This window comes from Aliiglaciecola aliphaticivorans, from assembly GCF_054782055.1.
In genome coordinates this window covers 19205-40141 of sequence record NZ_BAAGTF010000044.1, presented here as the reverse complement: position 1 = coordinate 40141, position 20937 = coordinate 19205, and the positions used below count along the sequence as shown (strand labels likewise).

General features: G+C 42.2%; 17 protein-coding genes. 14 read left to right on the top strand and 3 right to left on the bottom strand.

Annotated elements, in window-relative coordinates:
* Positions 1-39 precede the first annotated feature (39 nt).
* The 4 genes from smc (at position 40) to ACYVIL_RS17965 (ending at position 7848) form a co-directional block, all read left to right on the top strand.
* Positions 40-3519, top strand: a complete 3480-nt coding sequence (smc, locus tag ACYVIL_RS17980; protein WP_460313911.1) for a chromosome segregation protein SMC — start codon at positions 40-42, stop codon at positions 3517-3519.
* A gap of 20 nt (positions 3520-3539) precedes the next feature.
* A complete protein-coding gene (zipA, locus tag ACYVIL_RS17975; RefSeq protein WP_460313909.1) occupies positions 3540-5021 on the top strand; it encodes a cell division protein ZipA in 1482 nt (493 codons plus the stop codon).
* Between the two features lie 78 nt (positions 5022-5099).
* Positions 5100-7133 (top strand): NAD-dependent DNA ligase LigA, encoded by a 2034-nt coding sequence (gene ligA, locus ACYVIL_RS17970; protein WP_460313907.1) that lies wholly within the window; start codon positions 5100-5102, stop codon positions 7131-7133.
* Between the two features lie 292 nt (positions 7134-7425).
* Positions 7426-7848: a DUF1801 domain-containing protein gene (locus ACYVIL_RS17965; RefSeq protein ID WP_460313905.1), complete on the top strand. Its 423-nt coding sequence runs from the start codon at positions 7426-7428 to the stop codon at positions 7846-7848.
* A 46-nt stretch (positions 7849-7894) separates the two neighbouring features.
* Here the strand turns inward: ACYVIL_RS17965 and ACYVIL_RS17960 are convergent, their stop codons facing one another.
* Positions 7895-8419 (bottom strand): DUF2062 domain-containing protein, encoded by a 525-nt coding sequence (locus ACYVIL_RS17960; RefSeq protein ID WP_460313903.1) that lies wholly within the window; start codon positions 8417-8419, stop codon positions 7895-7897.
* Between the two features lie 38 nt (positions 8420-8457).
* Between ACYVIL_RS17960 and ACYVIL_RS17955 the strand changes: the two genes are divergently transcribed.
* The 10 genes from ACYVIL_RS17955 (at position 8458) to ACYVIL_RS17910 (ending at position 18139) form a co-directional block, all read left to right on the top strand.
* Positions 8458-10788 (top strand): DNA internalization-related competence protein ComEC/Rec2, encoded by a 2331-nt coding sequence (locus ACYVIL_RS17955; RefSeq protein WP_460313901.1) that lies wholly within the window; start codon positions 8458-8460, stop codon positions 10786-10788.
* Between the two features lie 145 nt (positions 10789-10933).
* The gene (gene msbA, locus ACYVIL_RS17950) at positions 10934-12685 is read left to right on the top strand and encodes a lipid A export permease/ATP-binding protein MsbA (protein WP_303473917.1); all 1752 of its coding nucleotides are present in this window, start codon (positions 10934-10936) and stop codon (positions 12683-12685) included.
* Positions 12686-13678: a tetraacyldisaccharide 4'-kinase gene (gene lpxK, locus ACYVIL_RS17945; RefSeq protein ID WP_460313899.1), complete on the top strand. Its 993-nt coding sequence runs from the start codon at positions 12686-12688 to the stop codon at positions 13676-13678. It abuts the gene before it with no gap.
* A gap of 5 nt (positions 13679-13683) precedes the next feature.
* Entirely contained in the window at positions 13684-13884 is a 201-nt protein-coding gene (locus tag ACYVIL_RS17940; protein WP_303473919.1) for a Trm112 family protein, read from the top strand.
* A 2-nt stretch (positions 13885-13886) separates the two neighbouring features.
* Positions 13887-14654: a 3-deoxy-manno-octulosonate cytidylyltransferase gene (gene kdsB, locus ACYVIL_RS17935; protein WP_303473920.1), complete on the top strand. Its 768-nt coding sequence runs from the start codon at positions 13887-13889 to the stop codon at positions 14652-14654.
* Complete coding sequence (locus ACYVIL_RS17930; protein WP_303473922.1) at positions 14654-15316, top strand: SDR family oxidoreductase; 663 nt, start codon at positions 14654-14656, stop codon at positions 15314-15316. The genes kdsB and ACYVIL_RS17930 overlap by 1 nt, the downstream gene beginning before the upstream one ends.
* Positions 15317-15335: 19 nt before the next feature.
* Positions 15336-16100: a molybdate ABC transporter substrate-binding protein gene (modA, locus tag ACYVIL_RS17925; RefSeq protein ID WP_460313896.1), complete on the top strand. Its 765-nt coding sequence runs from the start codon at positions 15336-15338 to the stop codon at positions 16098-16100.
* The gene (modB, locus tag ACYVIL_RS17920) at positions 16100-16780 is read left to right on the top strand and encodes a molybdate ABC transporter permease subunit (protein WP_460313894.1); all 681 of its coding nucleotides are present in this window, start codon (positions 16100-16102) and stop codon (positions 16778-16780) included. The genes modA and modB overlap by 1 nt, the downstream gene beginning before the upstream one ends.
* Positions 16777-17847, top strand: a complete 1071-nt coding sequence (gene modC / locus ACYVIL_RS17915) for a molybdenum ABC transporter ATP-binding protein (RefSeq protein WP_460313892.1) — start codon at positions 16777-16779, stop codon at positions 17845-17847. The genes modB and modC overlap by 4 nt, the downstream gene beginning before the upstream one ends.
* Positions 17848-17971: 124 nt before the next feature.
* The gene (locus ACYVIL_RS17910; protein ID WP_303473927.1) at positions 17972-18139 is read left to right on the top strand and encodes a hypothetical protein; all 168 of its coding nucleotides are present in this window, start codon (positions 17972-17974) and stop codon (positions 18137-18139) included.
* A gap of 239 nt (positions 18140-18378) precedes the next feature.
* Here the strand turns inward: ACYVIL_RS17910 and ACYVIL_RS17905 are convergent, their stop codons facing one another.
* Positions 18379-19608, bottom strand: coding sequence for an ABC transporter permease (locus tag ACYVIL_RS17905; RefSeq protein ID WP_460313889.1), 1230 nt, complete (start codon positions 19606-19608; stop codon positions 18379-18381).
* A 13-nt stretch (positions 19609-19621) separates the two neighbouring features.
* On the bottom strand, positions 19622-20932 hold the full coding sequence (locus ACYVIL_RS17900) for an ABC transporter permease (RefSeq protein ID WP_460313887.1): 1311 nt from the start codon (positions 20930-20932) through the stop codon (positions 19622-19624).
* Between the last annotated feature and the right edge of the window lie 5 nt (positions 20933-20937).

Below are 20937 nucleotides of genomic sequence, written 5' to 3'. Positions count from 1 at the left end.
ACATTCAATACAAACTATAATAAAGATCCTCTATCCCGAATGCGCTTAAAAAAAATCAGATTGGCTGGGTTCAAGTCTTTTGTTGATCCTACCAATATTCCGTTTCCAGATGATATGACAGCAATTGTTGGTCCCAACGGTTGTGGAAAGTCTAATGTCATCGATGCGGTGCGTTGGGTGTTAGGCGAAAGTTCTGCTAAGAATCTGCGTGGGGATGCAATGACTGATGTCATTTTCAATGGCTCCAATGCACGCAAGCCCGTGTCTCAATGTAGTGTTGAGTTAGTTTTTGACAATTCCTCCGGGCGAATACAAGGGGAGTTTGCAAACTACGCTGAGCTTTCTGTTAAGCGAGTGGTCACCCGCGAAGCCCAATCAACTTATTACTTAAACGCAACTAAGTGCCGTCGCCGGGATGTGACTGATTTGTTTCTTGGTACAGGATTGGGACCTAGAAGTTATGCGATCATTGAACAAGGCACCATATCTCGACTCATTGAGTCTAAGCCCCAAGAACTTCGAGTATTTATAGAAGAAGCGGCGGGAATATCTAAGTATAAAGAACGCCGTCGTGAAACAGAAAATCGTATCCGACATACTAAAGAAAATTTAGAACGGTTAGAAGATGTGCGTTCAGAATTGGGGCAGCAGATAGACAAGCTACAACGTCAAGCTAATGCAGCCAGAAAGTATAAAGACCTAAAAGCCAAAGAACGCAACCTAAAAGGGGAGCTCGCCGCGTTACGCTGGTTAAAACACAGTGAACATATAGCAGCACTGGAAAGTGAAATAGAACAGCAGCAGAATGATGTTGAAGCCTTTGTGGCAAAACAACGAGGCGATGAGCGAGGGATAACCGTTTATCGGGAACAACAACAAAATTTTAAGCAACAATTAACAGATTTACAGAAGCAGAATTTCCAATTGGGCACTGATATTACCAAATTGGAGCAAAGTCGTTTGCATGCCAAGCAACGAGAAACACAAATTGAAAACGAACTGCAACAGCTCAATCAATCCATTGAAGAATCTGAACTAGTCGCAGCTGAAGAAGCGGCTAAACTTGAAAGCCTTGAAGTTAAGCTCGCGGAGTCAGAACCTGAGTCCGAGGCAGTGCAAGCACAATTAGAACATGCACAAGAAACCTTACTGGAGCATCAAGAGGCATCGAGGTTGCTGAATAATGATTTTCATGACCATGAAAAGGCCTATCAAGGTTGTAAACAGCAAGTGCAAAGTTGCCATAGTCAAATTCAATCGACAATGAATATGCAAATGCGCACTGAGCAACGGCTGAGCGAATTAAAACAAGAGCAAGATGAATTAGAACAGGACGTGGTCGCCGAACAAATTGATAGTTTACATTTGCAAATTGCTCAAGGAAAAGAGCGCTTTGATGATGCCAAACAACAACTTGAACACAGTAAAGAGCGTTTACTCGACACACGAGAAAAAGAAAAAGTACAACAGAGCGAACTGTTTGACTTAAAAGGACAAGTGCAACAACTGGATGCGCAAATATCCGCTTTAAAAAGTTTGCAAAGTAGTTCTAGTGAACATCAAACCCTAGATCAACTGTTGCAGGCAAAAGGTGAAGATTACCAACCATTATGGAAAGTACTGCAAGTTGAAGCAGGTTGGGAAAAAGCCGTTGAGGCGGTGACTACTGAATGGCAGCAAGGGTATTGGTTGAAGCAAGGACGTCATCTTGAAGATTATTTGAAATTGGAAGGTGGCAAGCTGATCTTTGCTGATCAGTTGAGTCAGATAAAACCCGAAGGTAGCTTAGCAAGTAAAATTATAAATGCAGAATTGCCAGATTGGTTTGCTCAGATAATAGCGGTAGAAACTAACGAGCAAGCCATGGCATTGCAAGCAACTTTAAAACCTGGACAAAGTATCGTTACCCAAAAAGGACAACGTTTTGGCAAAGGCTGGTTGGATTTAGGAAAAATTCAAAAGCAAGCGGGGTTAATTGAAAGAGCAGCAAAAATCACTGAATTAACTGGGGTTCGCCAGCAACTCGTCGATGAAAAGTTGACCGAGCTGGAAGCGGTATCTGCCCAATTAGCCGACACCACTGAGCAACTGGAAACTCAACTGGAAGAAAAGCAAACAGAGTTTTTTCAGGTTGAACAAGACATGATTCAAAAACAGAATCAACTGAACTTGTTAGAAATGCAACAACAACAAACAGTGGTAAGACAATCAAAACTGCAACAAGAACTTAGCCGCCAATTGCAACTTTTAGAAGATGAAAAAATGCAATCTGAGCAATTGGCAGAGCAAGTTCAAGACTTAGAATTGCAACTTGAAGAAATGTCAGTAAAACAACTCGAGTTCGAGCAACAAAGAGCTCAATTGCAGGACAGGGAACAGCAAGCACGTCATCAAGTTGAAACCCTGACTACTCAGTCCCATCAACTTGCCTTATTGTTACAACAGTTACAAAGCCAAATTCAGGGCGTTAGTGATGGGAATCAACGCACTCAACAGTTAATTGCAAATATGCTGACCCGCAAAAACCAGCTTTGTGACGAGCTTGCTGAGTTATCTCAGCCGGCGGATGAACAAGAGCAAAAGTTGGCCATCCTATTGGAACAAAGGGTTGAAGTTGAATTGCAACAAACACAGGTTAGCGATAATTTAGCTGAAGTGGAAAATTTACTGTCTGAAGCGGAGAAAGGACAACAAGGAATTGTTGATAAAATTCAACAAATGCGAAGTCTTTTGGAAAGTAAAAAGCTCGAGTGTGAAGGTTATCGTGTCCGCGCTAACAGTACTTTAGAGCATTTGGAAGAGCTCAATCAAAACCTTAAAACGCTGTTGGAAAATATGCCAGAAGAAGCCGAAGAAAATAGCTGGCAACAACAATTGGAAAGCACTATTGCTGCAGTGTCTCGTCTTGGAGCGGTGAATTTAGCGGCAGTAGAAGAATATGAAATCCAATTCCAACGTAAAAAGCACCTGGATGACCAAAACGACGATTTGATGGCTGCACTGGAAATCTTAGAGAGTGCAATCCGAAGAATAGATCGCGAAACACGAACTCGCTTTAGAGAGACCTTTGAAAATGTGAATAATGGCTTAAAAGAACTGTTTCCCAAGGTGTTTGGAGGTGGCTCAGCTTATTTGGAACTAACTGGCGAAGATTTACTCGAAACAGGGGTAACCATAATGGCAAGACCGCCAGGAAAGAAAAATAGTACAATTCACCTTCTTTCTGGTGGAGAAAAAGCGTTAACCGCTTTATCATTGGTGTTTGCGATTTTTAGATTAAATCCAGCACCGTTTTGTCTTCTTGATGAAGTAGATGCTCCGTTGGATGATGCCAACGTTGGGCGCTTTTGTAAATTGGTGTCAGAAATGTCAAAAAGCGTACAATTTATTTATATCACCCACAATAAGATCGCGATGGAAATGGCTAAACATTTGACTGGTGTTACTATGGCGGAACCTGGCGTTTCACGTATGGTTGCAGTGGATGTTGAAGAAGCTGTGGCGATTGCACAAGCATAAAAATAGGGTATTAAGCTCATATGGAAGAATTACGACTAGCATTTTTAGTCATTGGTGGGGTAGCCATCATAGGCATTTTGGCACATGGCATGTGGAGTGTGCGTAAAAACGCACAAGAAAAAGGGCATGCGAATTTAGAAACTCAAGGTTGGGACGATGAGTACGATGAAGATATTGAAGACATCGATACTGATTCCGAACCGAGCGCAAGTTCAGACGTCATCGAGATGGGTGCTGCGGCTAAATCTAACGATAAAGTTGAGCCTAGTTTAGGTGGCGATAATTTCGATGAACTTGGCATAGGAGCGGTTCGAGTGGTGAGCCAAGCTTCCAATCAGCAAAATGCCGCGGATCCTGAAACGCCATTAAGCACAAAAAATGCGCAAGGTGAAACAAACGATATTCCTGAGACAAATTTGTCTGAAAATGCCGGTGATGTGATTAAACAAGATGTCACAGAACAAGCAGTAGATTCACAAGCAGTTAAACCTAAAATTTATTCGTCAGTTGTCACTCAGCCTAAGCCTGAATATGCAGCTCAACAAGTTCACGCCATGCGTTCTCGTATGAGTGCAATTGATAATGCTGATCCAAGTGATATTCCAGAACCTCCTCCGTTTTTACTAAGAACAAACGAGCTAGAGACTGGTAAAGCGCCTGGTGGACAACCAGCGATTGAATCAGGTGAGCAGCCTAATGTAACGGATTCAGTAATGGACTTTTCGGCGGTCGATGAAGTTGCTGCCAATCCTGACGTAACAGCAAAGCCTAAATCCCCAGATTCGCCTAACATTAAACCTGACACTGAGCACAAGAGCGAGCCTAAAATTGAGCCTGAGCCTAAAGCTGAAACACCTGTAGACAATAAAGTTAGCCTTGCAGATCAAGCTCGCAATTTTGTTAAACGCAGTAAAGCTGAGCCTAAGCCGCGGAAGCGCAAAGAACCGCAAATACGTGAAGATCAGATGAAAATCGATTTTGATGAACCCGAAGCAACTTCTGATGCATCCGCTACGCAAAAAAGCGCTCAAAGCCCATCAAGTGGCGCAAGCAGCGAAAATACAGAGCCACCAGAACAACAGGTTTTAGTGCTCAATGTGCGGGCAAATGACGATAATCCCATTCAAGGAGCCGCTTTACTACCTATGCTGCTAACCCTTGGATTTAAGTTTGGGGATCAAGATATTTTCCATCGTCACGTAAATAGCAATGGCAAAGGACCGGTATTATTTAGTTTGGCCAATATGTTCAAACCTGGTGTGTTTGATATCGATAACTTGGAGAACTTTACTACTTTGGGGGTGTCATTGTTTATGATGTTGCCCATTGAGGGAGATCCACATCAAGTCTTCAATATGATGCACAACGCCGCGCGCAAAATTGCTGACGAGTTTTCTGCTCAAGTACTCGATGGAAGACGCAGTGCTTTGACCAAACAAAGTCTGCAGCAGTATGTTGAAAAAATCAGAGAGTTTGAAAGAAAACGCATGATAGCGCGTTAAACTAGATTAAATGGGGCAGTGATTATGGCTGCCCCCCAATTATTCATTTCCCATCTATTCCGATTTGTAGGTAAATTCATGAGCCCATCTGCCGATTTGTTGCAGCAGTTAAACCATATTCGAACTCAAATTAACGAATATAATTATCAATACTATGTTCTCGATGATCCTTCGGTACCTGATGCTGAATACGATCGTTTAATGCGTGAACTCAATGCTATCGAAAAAACGCATCCGCAATTAATTACTGCCGATTCACCAAGTCAAAAAGTTGGGGGCGAAGCATTATCTTCCTTTACCCAAGTTGAACATGAAGTACCGATGTTGTCATTGGACAATGCGTTTAATGACGAAGAGTTGGGTGCATTTGATAAACGCATTGTCGATAGGCTTAAACAAGATGTAATTTTGGAGTATAGCTGCGAGCCCAAATTAGATGGTTTAGCAGTGAGTATTTTATATGAGAACGGTATCTTAGTCAGAGCGGCCACCCGGGGGGATGGTCGCGTAGGAGAAAACATTACCAGCAACGTTAAAACCATTAAAAACGTGCCGTTAATGTTAAGGGGAGATGACTTTCCAGCTCGACTAGAAGTGCGCGGTGAAGTGTTTATGCCGAAAAAGGGCTTTGAACAACTTAATGAAAGACAACGCAGTGCAGATAAAAAAGTATTCGCTAATCCGCGTAATGCTGCTGCAGGAAGTTTACGACAACTAGACCCTAAAATTACAGCCAGTCGTCCGTTGTTATTTTATGCCTATTCAATGGGGTTAGTCGAAGGTGAAGTAGAGCCGATGGCGAACAAACACAGTGAACGCCTTGCCCAATTAGTTGCTTGGGGGTTACCGGTTTGTAACGAAATTGATGTGGCAGAAGGAGTGGAAGCCTGTCACCGGTATTTCGCCAAAATCGGTGAAATGCGGGATGGTTTAAGTTATGAGATTGACGGTGTTGTTTTTAAAGTGAACGACATAGCGTTGCAACAACAGCTAGGCTTTGTATCGCGAGCACCACGATGGGCTATTGCCCAAAAGTTTCCAGCTCAAGAGCAAATGACAAAACTCCTCGATGTTGAATTTCAGGTAGGACGCACCGGTGCTATAACCCCAGTTGCCCGTTTGGAACCGGTTTTTGTCGGAGGAGTAACCGTATCCAATGCGACACTGCACAATCAAGATGAAATTCAGCGCTTAGGTGTTAAAAAAGGCGATATGGTGATTATTCGCCGAGCCGGGGATGTCATTCCACAAGTCGTTTCTGTCGTCACTAAAATGCGGCCGGAGGATGCCACAGAAATCGTCTTCCCAAGCCGATGTCCTATCTGCGATTCAGCCATTGAAAAAATAGAAGGCGAAGCCGTCGCCAGATGTAGCGGCGGTTTATTCTGTGCTGCACAGCGTAAAGAAGCCATGAAGCACTTTGCCTCTCGCAAAGCTTTGGATGTAGATGGTTTAGGCGACAAGCTAATTGAACAATTAGTAGAACAGGATTTAGTTAAAAGTCCTGCAGACTTTTTCAAATTAGATCTAGCGCAACTTTCCAATATGGAACGCATGGGAGAAAAGTCGGCGGCAAATCTGGTGAATGCGCTATTAGATGCCAAACACACTACTTTTCCTAAATTTCTGTATTCGTTAGGTATTCGTGAAGTCGGAGAAGCAACAGCAGCGAACTTAGCTAATCATTATTGTAACTTAGAAGCGTTAAAAGCTGCGGATCAAGAGTCCTTGCAAGAAGTCAGTGATGTAGGCGTAATTGTAGCCGCCCATGTATTTCACTTTTTGCGTGAACCCCACAATATTCAAGTTATCGATGATTTACTGGAAGTGGGAATAACTTGGCCAGACATTATTCCTAAATCAGTGGATGAAATGCCTCTCAAAGATAAAACCTTTGTGTTGACTGGGACAATGGAGACGATGGGGCGCAGCGATGCCAAGGCAAAGTTACAAGCTTTGGGGGCTAAAGTGTCGGGGAGTGTATCCGCTAAAACAGATTACCTTGTTGCCGGTGATAAAGCCGGATCTAAACTCACTAAAGCACAAGATTTAGGGGTGGCGGTGTTAACTGAACAGGATTTAATTGACTTACTTGACCAACATGCTGATTAATCTTGCTTAAGTGACAGTGACATTCATTTGTTAAATGGATTACCTGAGACTGCGGTACAACGCAGTCTCAGAAAAAACGGTCTCAGAAAAAAACAGTCTCCGAAGGCAGCCTAGTGTTTATTCTAAGTTTGCATTGAAAGGGCATCTTTTGTTTACAGGAAGGTTGTTTGAATTGGCAGTTTGCAAGGGGGAGTTTGTCAGTGAGTCAATTGCTCGGTATGCTCTAAACATACATCGACTAAACACAGTGACAAAATGTCCGTTTGAATAAAGCGAATAAGGTAACTGTACCATGGCAAGTGAAAATAAAACCCAAGCAAATGATGTAGATGTTGTCTCATTCATTCATCGTATAGAGGCCACTCGACGCCGCGAGGATGCATTAGTGTTGCTGGATATATTCAAACAAGTGACTGGCCAGAATCCAACAATGTGGGGCAGCAGTATTATTGGTTTTGGCCGCTACACTTACACTTTAGCAAGTGGTAAACAAGAGCAGTTTTTACGCAGCGGATTTTCCCCCCGCAAACAAAATTTATCCATTTATGTTGGTGCATTTCTGTCTGAAAATAACAGCTTATTAGACAAACTCGGTAAGCACAAAACCAGTAAGGCTTGTTTGTATATAAATACCTTAGCAGATATTGATTTACAGATATTGAAACAAATCATCAGTAGTGATTTACACATTATGGATAAACGTTATCCGACATAAATATTATTGAGCAGCATTCACCTATTTAGTCGCTTCACGTCTGGCTTTATGGGTTTTTATGTTGCCGTAATTTTCGCTTATTCCAGGCTTTATTCACCGAGTATCGCCAAATGGCGTTAAGACCAAAGTAGCCAACAATACTGCACACAATGGAGCAGATACCACAGCCAACCAAGAACGCTGGCCCTATGGTTTCCATACTTTGTACCACCCAATCCCAACTCAATTGAAATTTAAAATGCCGCTCTGGCGTGCCCAGTACTTTAGTCCCTAATAGATAAGCAAGATAAAACATTGGGGGCATGGTGAACGGGTTAGTAATCCAAACCGTTGCCATTGAAAGGGGCAGGTTCACCCGTAAAGGTATGGCTGATGCGGCGGCTAACCACATTTGAAAGGGCACCGGCCACCATGCGAAAAACAACCCAATACCAAATGCACCTGAAGCGGACTTTCTGTTCAAATGCCACAAATTGGGGTCATGAAGTACAGTTCCGAACATTTTTAACGCTTTATGCTTCTTGATCGTTTGGTGATCTGGTAAAAAGCGTTTAATAAACTTTTTAGGCATAGTTAACCGAATTTCATACCACTGTTGAGGCAAAGGAATTGCTAAACACTATACAACGTAATAAACAACTTTGGCTTGTCAGTTTTGTGACAATCTCAATGTCCAGTATCTTGTGGACCCATCTCCCAAGTGTTTATTGGTTGCCAGTATTACTTCTCATTGCCTGGCTATTTACACGAAATCCCCAAGGAATTGGCTTTTCGAAAGCAATATTAATCTCTGGAGCGCTATTTGCAATCGTGTGGATGGCGAGTGTAGGCCATTGGCGGGTTAATTGGCAACTCCCAGAGCAAGATATTCGACAAATTAGGCAAGTTACAGGCTCAATCGAAACTATCATCAGTACAAAACAAACAGCCAGATTTAATTTAATAGTCGCAAGTATCAACGGCCAAACGCACTACGCAAAATCCCGCATCAGACTCACTTGGAAAGCGCCATCATGGTCACTTAAACAGGGGCAATTAGTCGCATTACAAATAAAAGTGAAGCCTATCCACGGGCTAGCCAATACAGGAGGCTTTTCCTATCAGAAGTGGTTGCTCTCTGAGAACATCGTTGCCACAGGTTACGTACTCAACAAAGGTGCGAAGTTAATTGATGATACTGTCAGCCGTCGACAACAACTAATTGATAAATTTAGGCAAATTAATTTACAAAACAGTGGTTGGATTGCTGCCATAACCTTTGGTGACCGAACCGGGTTGCAGCCAACTGATTGGCAAATGATCCAGGCAACAGGAGTGGCGCATTTAGTTGCCATTTCAGGATTGCATTTAGGTGTTGTGGCGTCTCTTTGTTATGGGCTGTTCAATATCGCTTTGGGTTTACTTGGTCGTTTTATCGAGTTCCCCCAGCGTTTGAATTATCAACACTTAACGGTAGTCGCCACATTGATGTTGACATTTTGCTATGCCTATTTAGCCGGATTTTCATTACCGACCTTGCGCGCTTGGGTAATGTTATGCGCATGGGCAGTGCTGCTTATATCTGCTCGATTTATGACCTTTAGCTGGTTTATATTGAGCAATATTTTTATCTTTATTTTGATTTCCCCTATGAGTTTATTAAGTGCCAGTTTTTGGCTGAGTTTTGGGGCAATTACTTTTATTGGATTAGTCGCTTGGTTGTGGCCGGTTAATCCACATAACCCTAAGTCACAAACTTTGCTGGCCCGTGTTAAGGGCTCCGCGAAAGTGGTATTGCGATTGCAACTGATACTCTGCTTTTTAATGATGCCCATAGTGGCGGTTTACTTTTCCATGGTGTCGGTTATTTCGCCCTTGGTAAACTTACTTGCAGTGCCTTTGGTTACGTTAATTATTGTGCCTATGTGTTTAATTGGCTGTTTACTGCTCTTGTGTAATGACTATTTGGCCGCATTACTATTTTCCTGGGTTGACTGGATTTTAGATTTTAGCCTTATAGGTTTAGCGCGCTTTTCCGAATTAAGTTGGTCCCGTATTGAACTCCCTGGCATTCCACAGGTTGTGTGGGCATGGCTGTTCTTGGTGATCATAATGTTATGTATGCCAATTAAGCGTTCCTTTAAACTGCTTAGTTTAATCGCAGTGGTACCACTACTGAGTTACTTTTTCGCTGCCACAACTCATACTTGGAAGGTACATATATTGGACGTGGGGCAGGGACTTTCCGTATTAATTGAACAAGACGAAGGAGCGCTTTTGTACGACACCGGGGCCGCTTACCCAAGTGGCTTTAATATGGCTGATGCCGCGGTGTTACCGGTATTAAAAAATAACAATATAAGCAAACTCGATTGGGTCTTTGTCAGTCATTTTGACAATGATCACGGGGGCAGTTTAGCGCAACTACTTGCAGGGGTTGACGTCTCTGGTTTTATATCCAATCAAGATAGGTGCAACAGTAACTTATCAATGCAATGGCTCCATCTAACGATTACCGGGCTTTGGCCAGAAGCTGGTACGGTCGGAGAAGGGAATGACTATTCTTGCGTTTTGCTAATATCTGATGGACATCAGGGCATTTTGTTGCCCGGAGACATAAGTAAACAAGTTGAGTACAAACTGGTAGAAAAGTATCAAAAGTTGTTGAATGTGGATATTTTAGTTGCTGCCCACCATGGTAGCGATACATCGTCAGTCATGTCGTTTATTCAAGCAACTTCTCCCCAGTATGCTATTTTCAGTCAAGGTTATTTAAATCGTTGGGATTTTCCTAAGCAACAGGTAGTGAATCGGTATGTAAAACACAATATTGAGCTGATATCTACGGCGCAATCTGGGCAAATTAGCTTGACGTTATCCTTCGAAGGAGAACCCATTAAAGTTACGCGTTTTCGAGACGCCCCACGTCAACGCTGGTTTAATCGATACTTATGGCATTAATCGGTGTTTTTGTATTAAAAATGCTCAATTTGGCTAGGGATAAAGCGAATTTAGACAAACAATCTCGTAATCGTAATATCAATTTTTATTAGATTGGAATTACAGCTATAATCAACAAGTTATCTAACGTAAAAGTTGCACATAAATGAATTCAACGCTTCCAACACAATCTCTGTTTAAACGTTTTCTAGTCTATTTGAAGGAATTCAAATTGGCGTTTTTGATGGCGATTATTGGCATGCTCGGATATGCCGCCATCGATTCTTGGATATTCTCACAGCTCCAGCCCATTATTGACAATAGTTTAGGCAAACAGAATTTTGAAACTTTGCGAATTGCCGCCTTTTTTGTCGTGCCCATTTTTATCGCTCGCGGCTTATTTAATTTTATGGGAACTTATACGTTGGCCTGGATAGGCAGCAAAATTGTGATGAAAATGCGCCAACAATTGTTTGAAAAGTATATGTACTTGCCTGTTTCTTTCCATGATGATAACGCCTCTGGCGGACTCATATCAAAGGTCATTTACGATACCGAACAAGTGTCAGGGGCCGGCAGTAAAGCCTTACTGACCTTGATACGTGAAGGTGCTTTTGTCATCGGTTTACTCGCGGTTATGTTTTATTACTCATGGCAGCTGTCCTTAGTATTTATTTTGATTGGGCCCGTGGTTGCTGTCATAGTGTCTGTGGTGAGTAAACGCTTCCGTCAGGTTAGTAAAACCATTCAACAAACTATGGGGAATTTAACCTCATCAGTAGAGCAGGTTATCAAAGGCCATAAAGTGGTGTTAATGTTTGGTGGCCAGAAGCAAGAAAAAGCAAACTTTAATGAGCGCAATAATCATAATCGTCAACAAAATATGAAATTAGTTGTTGCTCGTGTTTTGAGTGTTTCATCCATTCAAATATTGGCCTCTATCGCCCTTGCAGTGGTGTTATATATTTCTAGCCTACCGAGTATGGTTGAAGATCTAACCCCCGGTATTTTTACCACGGTTGTGGTATGTATGACGATGCTGTTAAAGCCTCTAAAACAACTGACGACGGTAAACAGTGAATTCCAAAAAGGAATGGCAGCCTGTGCCAGTATCTTTGAGGTTCTTGATCAAGACATTGAAGTTGACTCAGGGAAAAAACAAATAAGTCGATTAGATGGCAAGATTGAATTTGATAATGTGACTTTTAGTTATCCAGGCACACCCACAGAGGCGTTAAGTCATATCTCTTTTAAAGTTGAAGTGGGTCAAACCTTTGCCTTAGTCGGGCGATCTGGAAGTGGTAAATCTACTATTTCAAGTTTATTAACTCGATTCTACAATATTCAGCAAGGGCAAATTCGTTTAGACGATATTCCCATTGAAGACATCAAACTCACTGATTTACGTAAACAGTTTGCATTGGTCTCTCAACACGTCACCCTGTTTAACGACACCATTTTTAATAATATCGCTTATGCAACTGCTAATGTTGATCCTTCGCGGGTACTGGAAGCGGCAAAGATCGCCCATGTTCAGGAGTTTGTCGATCAATTACCCGATGGCTATGACACTATGGTAGGCGAGAACGGGTTAAAATTATCTGGAGGGCAACGTCAACGTATTGCCATAGCTCGGGCAATTTTGCTCGATGCGCCTATTCTTATTTTAGATGAGGCAACCTCTGCTTTAGACACCGAATCTGAACGTTTAATTCAAGACGCGTTAGACAAGTTACAACAAGATAGAACCAGTATCGTGGTGGCCCATCGTTTATCGACGATTGAAAATGCAGACCAAATAATGGTAATCGAACAAGGTAAAATTATCGAGCAAGGTGATCACAATACGTTGTTGCAACAACAAGGGGCGTATTCGCAGCTGCACAGTATGCAATTTAGTGAAGGGAATAAGCACTAAGTGAGCTTTATTGAAAGAGTATGGTTTAATCCTGCGCCTCAACATCGGTTGATTAAATGGCTTCTTTTTCCTCTGACTTGCCTATTTTGGTTGTTGTCGGGCATGCGTCGTAGGGGCTACCAAATCGGTTGTTTTAAAACCCATAAAGTCCCAGTGCCAGTGATTGTAGTGGGAAACATTTCCGTGGGTGGAAATGGTAAAACACCCATGGTGGTTTTCTTAGCTGATTGGTTAACTCAACAAGGTTACACACCCGGTATCTTGAGCCGTGGCTATGGTGGCAAAGCCACTTATTACCCGGCCAGTGTTGACTTGCAAAGCGACGTTAACCTTGTTGGCGATGAACCTCTATTGTTAAAACAAAGAGCCAACTGCCCCGTGGTCATAGATCCTAAGCGTCCAAGGGGGGCTCAATACTTGGTGGATAAACATCATTGCGATGTGGTGATTTGTGACGATGGTTTGCAGCATTATGCATTGCATCGTGACATTGAAATTGTGGTAATTGATGGTGTTAGAAAACATGGAAATGGCTGGCTGCTGCCCATGGGCCCCCTTAGAGAACCCCAAAACAGGTTGCAAACTGTCGATTTCGTGATCAACAACAGTGGTACACCAATATCTCCTGAAATCCCCATGGATATAATCTCAGGTGACTTTATTAACCTAAAAGATGCTAGTCTACATAAACCTGTTACTGGTTTTAGCGAGGCTGTGACCGCCATTGCGGCAATAGGAAACCCGCAACGCTTTTATCATTTATTAGACGATTTGCAGGTGCCGGTTAAACAACATCTTTCGTTTATCGACCATTACCAATTTACACCATCAGATTTTCCCGACGGAAATATAGTGATGACTGAAAAAGATGCGGTAAAATGTCGTCATATGGCAAAAGATAATTGGTGGTATCTACCTATTTTTGCAAAACTGCCAGAAAGCTTTACTCTACAATTAAAACAAAAATTAGACTCCATTAAAAAGGATACATAAAACAAATGGCATTTGATAAAAAACTACTGGAAATACTGGCCTGCCCAGTGTGTAAAGGTAAGCTACAATATCAGGCTAAAGATTCAGAATTAATATGTCGTTTTGACCGGTTAGCCTTTTCGATAAAAGATAATATTCCGGTCATGCTAGAAAATGAAGCACGTGAATTAACATCCACGGATATTGAAAATTTGGATCAACGCTAACAATGAAATTTACCGTAATTATTCCTGCACGTTATGCTTCTACCCGTTTTCCAGGTAAACCATTGGTTGAAATTAATGGTAAACCTATGGTCCAACATGTTTATGAAAGAGCATTGGAAGCAGGGGCGACGCGCGTCATAGTAGCAACAGATGATGCTCGCATCGCGAAGACAGTGACGGACTTTGGTGGCAATTATTGTATGACGGCCGCCCATCACGAATCAGGCACTGAAAGGTTGGCCGAAGTGGTTGATGTTGAGGGGCTTTTAGCCCATGAATTAGTGGTCAATGTGCAAGGGGATGAACCTTTTATCCCTGCAGCGAATATTCGTCAGGTGGCAGAAAACCTATTTCAATATAAAGATGCTGAGATGGCCACATTGGGCGTCAAAATTACCGATGTTGAAGATGCCTTTAACCCTAATGTGGTTAAAGTGGTTACCGATAAAATGGGTTATGCATTGTACTTTTCTCGTGCTGCTATACCTTATGATCGGTCTCGCTTTATGGATGCAGATAGCATTGATGAAATTGGCGATTTTTATCTTCGCCATATCGGTATCTATGCCTATCGAGCTGGCTTCATCAAACAATATGTGAACATGGCACCGTCGGGGCTTGAACATGTGGAGTCTTTAGAGCAACTTCGGGTGTTGTGGCATGGCGAAAAAATTCACGTAGATGAAGCACAGAAAGCGCCACCAACAGGCATTGATACGCCTGAAGACTTAGAAAAACTCATTCAAACCTTAAAAAATGGAGAGGGATAATGCCAAATGCAGTGATAACGGGTGCTAATCGCGGTATTGGATTAGAACTTACAAAGCAACTTTTAGCTCAGGGCTGGGACGTGTATGCATTGTGCCGCAATAGTTCAGACGAGTTAGATAAAAGTGGCGCTAAGGTTGTGACAAAAGTCGACGTAGGCAACCCAGATACGTTACCAAATGCATTAGCTAAATTAAAAGATTTGAAAATAGACTTGCTGATTAATAACGCGGGTGTTTTAGGTCGTGATTCTATAAAAGAATGGGATCCTCATACCATTGAACATCAATTTAGAGTCAATGCTTTGGGGCCTCTTCTCGTCACACAAATTTTACTCGAGCAGCTTAGAAAAGGCGCTAAAGTAGCGCATATTACCAGTCGGATGGGGTCTTTAGCTGATAATAGCTCTGGTGGCTATTACGGATACCGTATGTCTAAAGCTGCTCTAAATGCTGTTGGCGTGTCCATGGCCAATGATCTTAAAGAGCGTGGAATTGCAGTCGCACTGTTACACCCAGGGTATGTACAAACTGAAATGGTGAGTTACGGAGGCGATATTTCTGCACAAGATGCGGCAGGGCGATTATTAACTCGTATTGAAGAGTTGAATTTAGATAATACCGGTAGTTTTTGGCATTCAAATGGTGAAATTTTACCTTGGTAAACCACGCCATGCAGATGAGATGAAAAGACCAACGCAGAAGGTTAGGTACAAATTGCTCAAGGTGCTATGTGGGATCATAGCCCTTTTCTATTTGCATAACGCTGCAGCCGATCAAAGCCTTCACGTGGCCGTTGCCAGCAACTTTTTATCGACATTTAAGCACTTAAAGTCAGAGTTTGAACAGACTCATAACAGCCAAATTTTGATCAGCACTGGTTCCACTGGTAAATTGTTTGCACAGATCTCCCACGGCGCACCTTACGATATATTTCTTTCTGCCGACGATGTGCGTCCAAAACAGTTGCAACGGTTAGGGTTAACTAAACAGAATAAACCCTTTACCTATGCTTATGGCAAGTTAGTGGTATTTCATCCCGGTATTCTGTCTTCTCAGTTCTCTTTAGGGTATTTAACCAATAAAGGCGTTGAACACATTGCTATCGCCAACCCTAAACTTGCTCCTTATGGCGAAACAGCAAAACAATGGCTAGTTCACAAAGGTGTGTGGACATCAATTACCCATAAAGTCGTCATGGGAGAAAATATCAATCAGGCTTTGCAATATGTGAAATCAGGCAATGCGCAAGTTGCCATTGTTGCCTTGTCGATGGTGCAACAAGAGCTTGATAGTCGTTTCACTGAGCTGGATAGCAAGGACTATCAGCCAATCAAACAACAGGGAGTTTTACTTACCCATCGACAAGCTGGCGCTGAATTTATCACTTTTTTATCCTCTGAAGCTGCGCGCACTATTATTCAACAGCGCGGATATGGCGTGCCATAATGTTGGATTCAGCTGACTTAATTGCCTTCTGGCTAACTATCAAATTAGCATTTGTTTCGACATTCTTATTACTCATAATCGGTTTTCCCTTGAGCTTCTGGTTAGCTAAGTCAAAGTGGCGATTTAAATTTATTTTTGAAGCGATGATAGCTCTTCCGTTAGTTTTGCCTCCTACGGTGCTTGGCTTTTACCTATTGATTTTAATGAGCCCAAATGGAACGCTTGGTCAATTATCAAATGCTTTGGGAGCAGGCAATCTAGCTTTTAGTTTCACCGGTTTAATTATTGGCTCTTGTATTTATTCCTTACCTTTTGTGATTCAGCCTTTGCAAACTGCTTTTACGAATTTACAACAATGGCCTTTAGACGTCGCCGCTACTTTAGGTGCGTCAAAGTCTGAGCGCTTTTTTCGGATTGTTGTTCCGTTACTAAGACCAGGCATCATTAGCGCTGCAGTATTGGGGTTTGCCCATACCCTTGGCGAGTTTGGCGTAGTATTAATGATTGGAGGCAATATTCCCGGCCAAACACAGGTTGTTTCAATCGCCATTTATGAACACGTAGAATCACTTGAGTATCAACAGGCTCATTGGTTGGCTGCTGCACTATTGTTGTTTTCGTTTGTTTTGTTGTTGATCGTATATGCAACCAACAAAGGTTACAAAGTCGTGAATAAATGAGTTTACAGGTTCGTTTCATGAAACCTCTAAATAGCCGCTCCATTAAGGTTGATTTAGACCTTAAATCTAATGGCGTAACTGTCTTGTTTGGTCCCTCTGGTGCAGGAAAAACAACGTTATTGCGGGTTATTGCGGGGTTAGATAATTTAACTGATGCGCAGGTTATTTTTGAACATAATCTTTGGCAAAATGAAAATACGTTTGTACCACCTCAAAATCGTCATATTGGTATGGTGTTTCAACAGCCTAGTTTGTTTGAGCATTTAAATGTTGAACAAAATATTTATTTTTATAGGGGATTGAAAAACCATAAAAATCGAGAGCAACGCTTTAATGTCCCTCCGCTTATTGAGTTACTAAAGTTAACCCCCTTATTAAGGCGCGCTCCTAATACGTTGTCGGGTGGTGAACAGCAAAGGGTGGCTATCGTCAGAGCCTTAGCGACACAGCCGGATCTATTGTTAATGGATGAGCCCCTCAGCGCTCTAGATGATGAGCTTAAAAGTCAATTTTTAGATTACCTCGAACCCTTACTAGAGCAAATATCCATACCCGTTATTTATGTTACCCATTCTAAATCTGAATTAGCTCGATTAGCTAAACAGGTTGTGTTAATGGACAAAACGGGAGTGACGGGGCAGGGGACGACTAGCGAGTTGCTTACTGATCTAAATCAATCGCTAACCTTAGGACCGGATCTGCAAAGTGTGCTTAGTGCCAAAGTTGATCTAGTTGATGTACAACAACATGTTAGTGCCATAGAAACACCCGCCGGGCGGCTTTGGGTCAGCATCACAAACAAAGCCGCCGGGCAACGAATGAAAGTGGTTATACACGCAAAGGATGTGAGTGTGAGCCTAACCCGAGCCTCTGATAGCAGTATCCTCAATGTACTTCCGGCACAACTACTGGATTTCAAGTTTACCCAAAGCGGTAGTGTTATTTTAAAATTGAAAGTGGGTAGTAGCGTTATCCTCAGTCAAATCACACAAAAATCTTTTCAGCATTTAAAGTTAGCCAAGGATCTGCACCTATTCGCACAAATTAAAGGTGTGGTTATAAAATAATTATGCATAGCTATCTTTTCAATGGATATACAATGTATATACATTGACTATCATTTTGGTATCTGTCATTATCATTCTATCACGTAGTTAAACCTCTCAATTTAATGGTGATTTGGAGATTATTTTGCAGCACAAAAAATCAAAGAAAAAGAATAGCCAGTTAATAGTTAGGATTAATGATCAGGAAAGAGCGGAGTTTGTCATGCTTTGTGAAGAGCTAGACACTAGTGCAGCCCGTGAAGTCCGGCGGTTTATTCGTGATTTTTTAAAAGAACATAAGGATCAAGATTAATCGATCCCTGTTCTTGTTTTGATTATTTTTATTCAGGAGATGCCATCATGGCTAAAGCAAAAACATTAAAAGCAAAAATTAAGACCAGCAAAGCTAAAATCGCTAAGCAAAAAAACAAACTAGCTAAATTGAAAAAGCAGCTTAAAAAAGCGAAATAATTTTAGGACCTTTTGTCCCAACTTTCCTAAGTAGAAGTTGTTAGCGGAAATTCTTGCAATGAATTTCCGCTTTTTTATCTATCAGACGGTTCTGGTCGCCATTGCTGGCGGAATAGTTGCCGCTTTTTTGGCGGGGCCAAACACCGCAAGTTGGCCAACAACCCAAAGTACTATCATACCTGTAGGCACGAAATACCAATCCAATGCATTTAGGCTAAACATTTCCACTAATAGCATATTTAAAATAACGGTCAATGCCGCACCTAAACTCACTCCGACCGTACTTATCAAAAAGTTTTCAATCATAAAGTAGCGTACTATTGAACCTTGGCTTGCGCCTAACGCTCGACGCGTGCCAATTTGTTTTTTCCGACGATTGACACTGAAACTAGCTAAACCAACAATTCCTAACCCTGTAACTATGGTGAGAATAACCATGGTCGTTGACAGTATTTTTATCATCGCTGTGTCACCACGGTAGCTGCGTTCTCGGGTTTCCTGAACGGTGCGCATACCGCGAATAATACGTTGTTTATTTGACGACGCTAGCGCCTCTTCAATAACCGGCATAATTGCGTCTCGCTGCCCAGCTTGTGCTCGGACATAATATCGATTTGATTCGAAACCTGTTATCTCAGGTGTCAGTACTGTGTGTTCTAAGTCATCCCAACCTACCCAAGGTGCCTGAATTTTATCGACGATACCTTTTACGATCATGGGTTCAGTTTGGCTAATATAAATGGTTTTACCTACCACATTTTGATAGGGCGTATCGGGAAACAAAGACTCCGCTAGTACTTTGGTGATCAGCACATTGTCTGGCCAATCTCTTACACCTGGTTGCCGGAATCTTACGTCAATGGGGAGAAAGTTTTCTCCAGCAATCACTTCTAAATCGAGCGCATCTATAGCGTGCTCATCCACCATGTAAATGGCGCCCCCTTGCGTTTCTTTTTCTTCCCCAGGCTCAGTTTGAAAACTCATTGACCAGCCACTGCCACTAACAGGGATAGCATTAATTTGAATTGCGTCTAACACCCCAGGTGTATTTCTAATCAATTCTAAGTCATTAAACGCGGTACTTTTAGGATCAAAGTTTTCGCCGAAACCTGTGGTGGTGAGATAAAAGCTATTCACTTCATCAATACCGCTATCTCGTTCAATGCGCTGTGCTCGTTCTAGAATGATAAATATTGAATTCACTACTATGGTCATAGTCACAGCAATTTGAATGGCAATTAAAATAGCACCTACTTTATTGCGCATTAAGGCGCGAAAAATTGGACCGATTTCCCATTGGTTAGAGCTCATCGTATTCTCCTTGTTAACTTTTTAATTGGCTGGCTGGCGCGATATTGCAAGCCCGCCAAGTGGGGTACATGCCAGCCAATATGCTCGATACTAGGGCGAGCAAAATAGCGCTGGCCATCATAGTCACGTCTAATCCAACTAAATTTTGTACGAATTCGCCGTACAATGACTTAATCCCCTCCAGCCCTAAGTAGGCCAAGCCTAAGCCCAAAATTCCGCCGGCTATACCAATACAAGCCGTTTCCACCAGATGCTGAATAAATAGGTCGGTTTTTGACGCGCCTACTGCTCGGCGTAAACCAATTTCTGCGGCTTTGCCAGTAAATTTGGCTAACAGCAAACCTATTGTATTTAGCAAGCAAACCAATAAAAACATAAAGGACACCCACATCATGATCTGCGCATCATCGGCAACTACCTCTTGATTTTCCATCCACTCCATCACATTTGAAATGCGGTTGTTTAGTGGGCGGGCAAAGCGACCTAAAGACTTTTGCTCATTTACATAATTGTTTAGAAAGTTCATGTATTGAGCTTTTTCATTATCGTTTCTTAGTTCGACCCACATTTGGTAGTTCACGCATTCAGATTGTAAAAATGCAGTGAATCCCTCACCCTCAGGGGTCTTCCAACAATTGGTATTGCCACCATTGGTCAGCTCTAGTTCTTGTTTCATGTAAAAGGGCATAAAGACTTCTTCGGTTTCGTCAAATGCCCCTGTGGTAACATCGTAAAAGCGTGGCACTAAAAGCCAATCATCTAATACCCCCACAACTCGGAAATTTTCACCAACAATTCGTATGGTGCGGCCAATAGAGTTTTCACCACCAAACACACGCTCATTTGTGGCTTTGCTGATCACAACCACGTAGTCTCGGTTTTTATCACTGCTATCTGGCCAGCCACTACCGTATAAAAAAGGGACGTCAAACATTGGGAAAAAGTCTGAAAAAGCCAGCCGTATACTGGCCATAAATGGTTTTTCATCTTGCCCTTGGGGTTCAATTACGCCACCTGTAGATGCCATCGCCGATTGTCGATAGGCTTGGTTGGCCTGCATTAAGTTGGTCGCTTCCGTCCAGGTGATTTGGTCGGGTGGATCATTAGGCTCTCTTGCAGGTTCGAACTCAGACCAACTGTCTAATTGCACGTAAAAAAGTTGCTCGCTTTTATGGGGGATAGGATTGGCAGACATTAAGTAGTTAACGGTAACCGTTGTCATGCTAGCGCCAATGCCAAGGCCAATCGCGGTAATCATTAAGGCACTGAGAATAGGATTGCGTTTAATACTTTTCATGGCCAAGCGAAGATAATAAGTAAACATTGTTG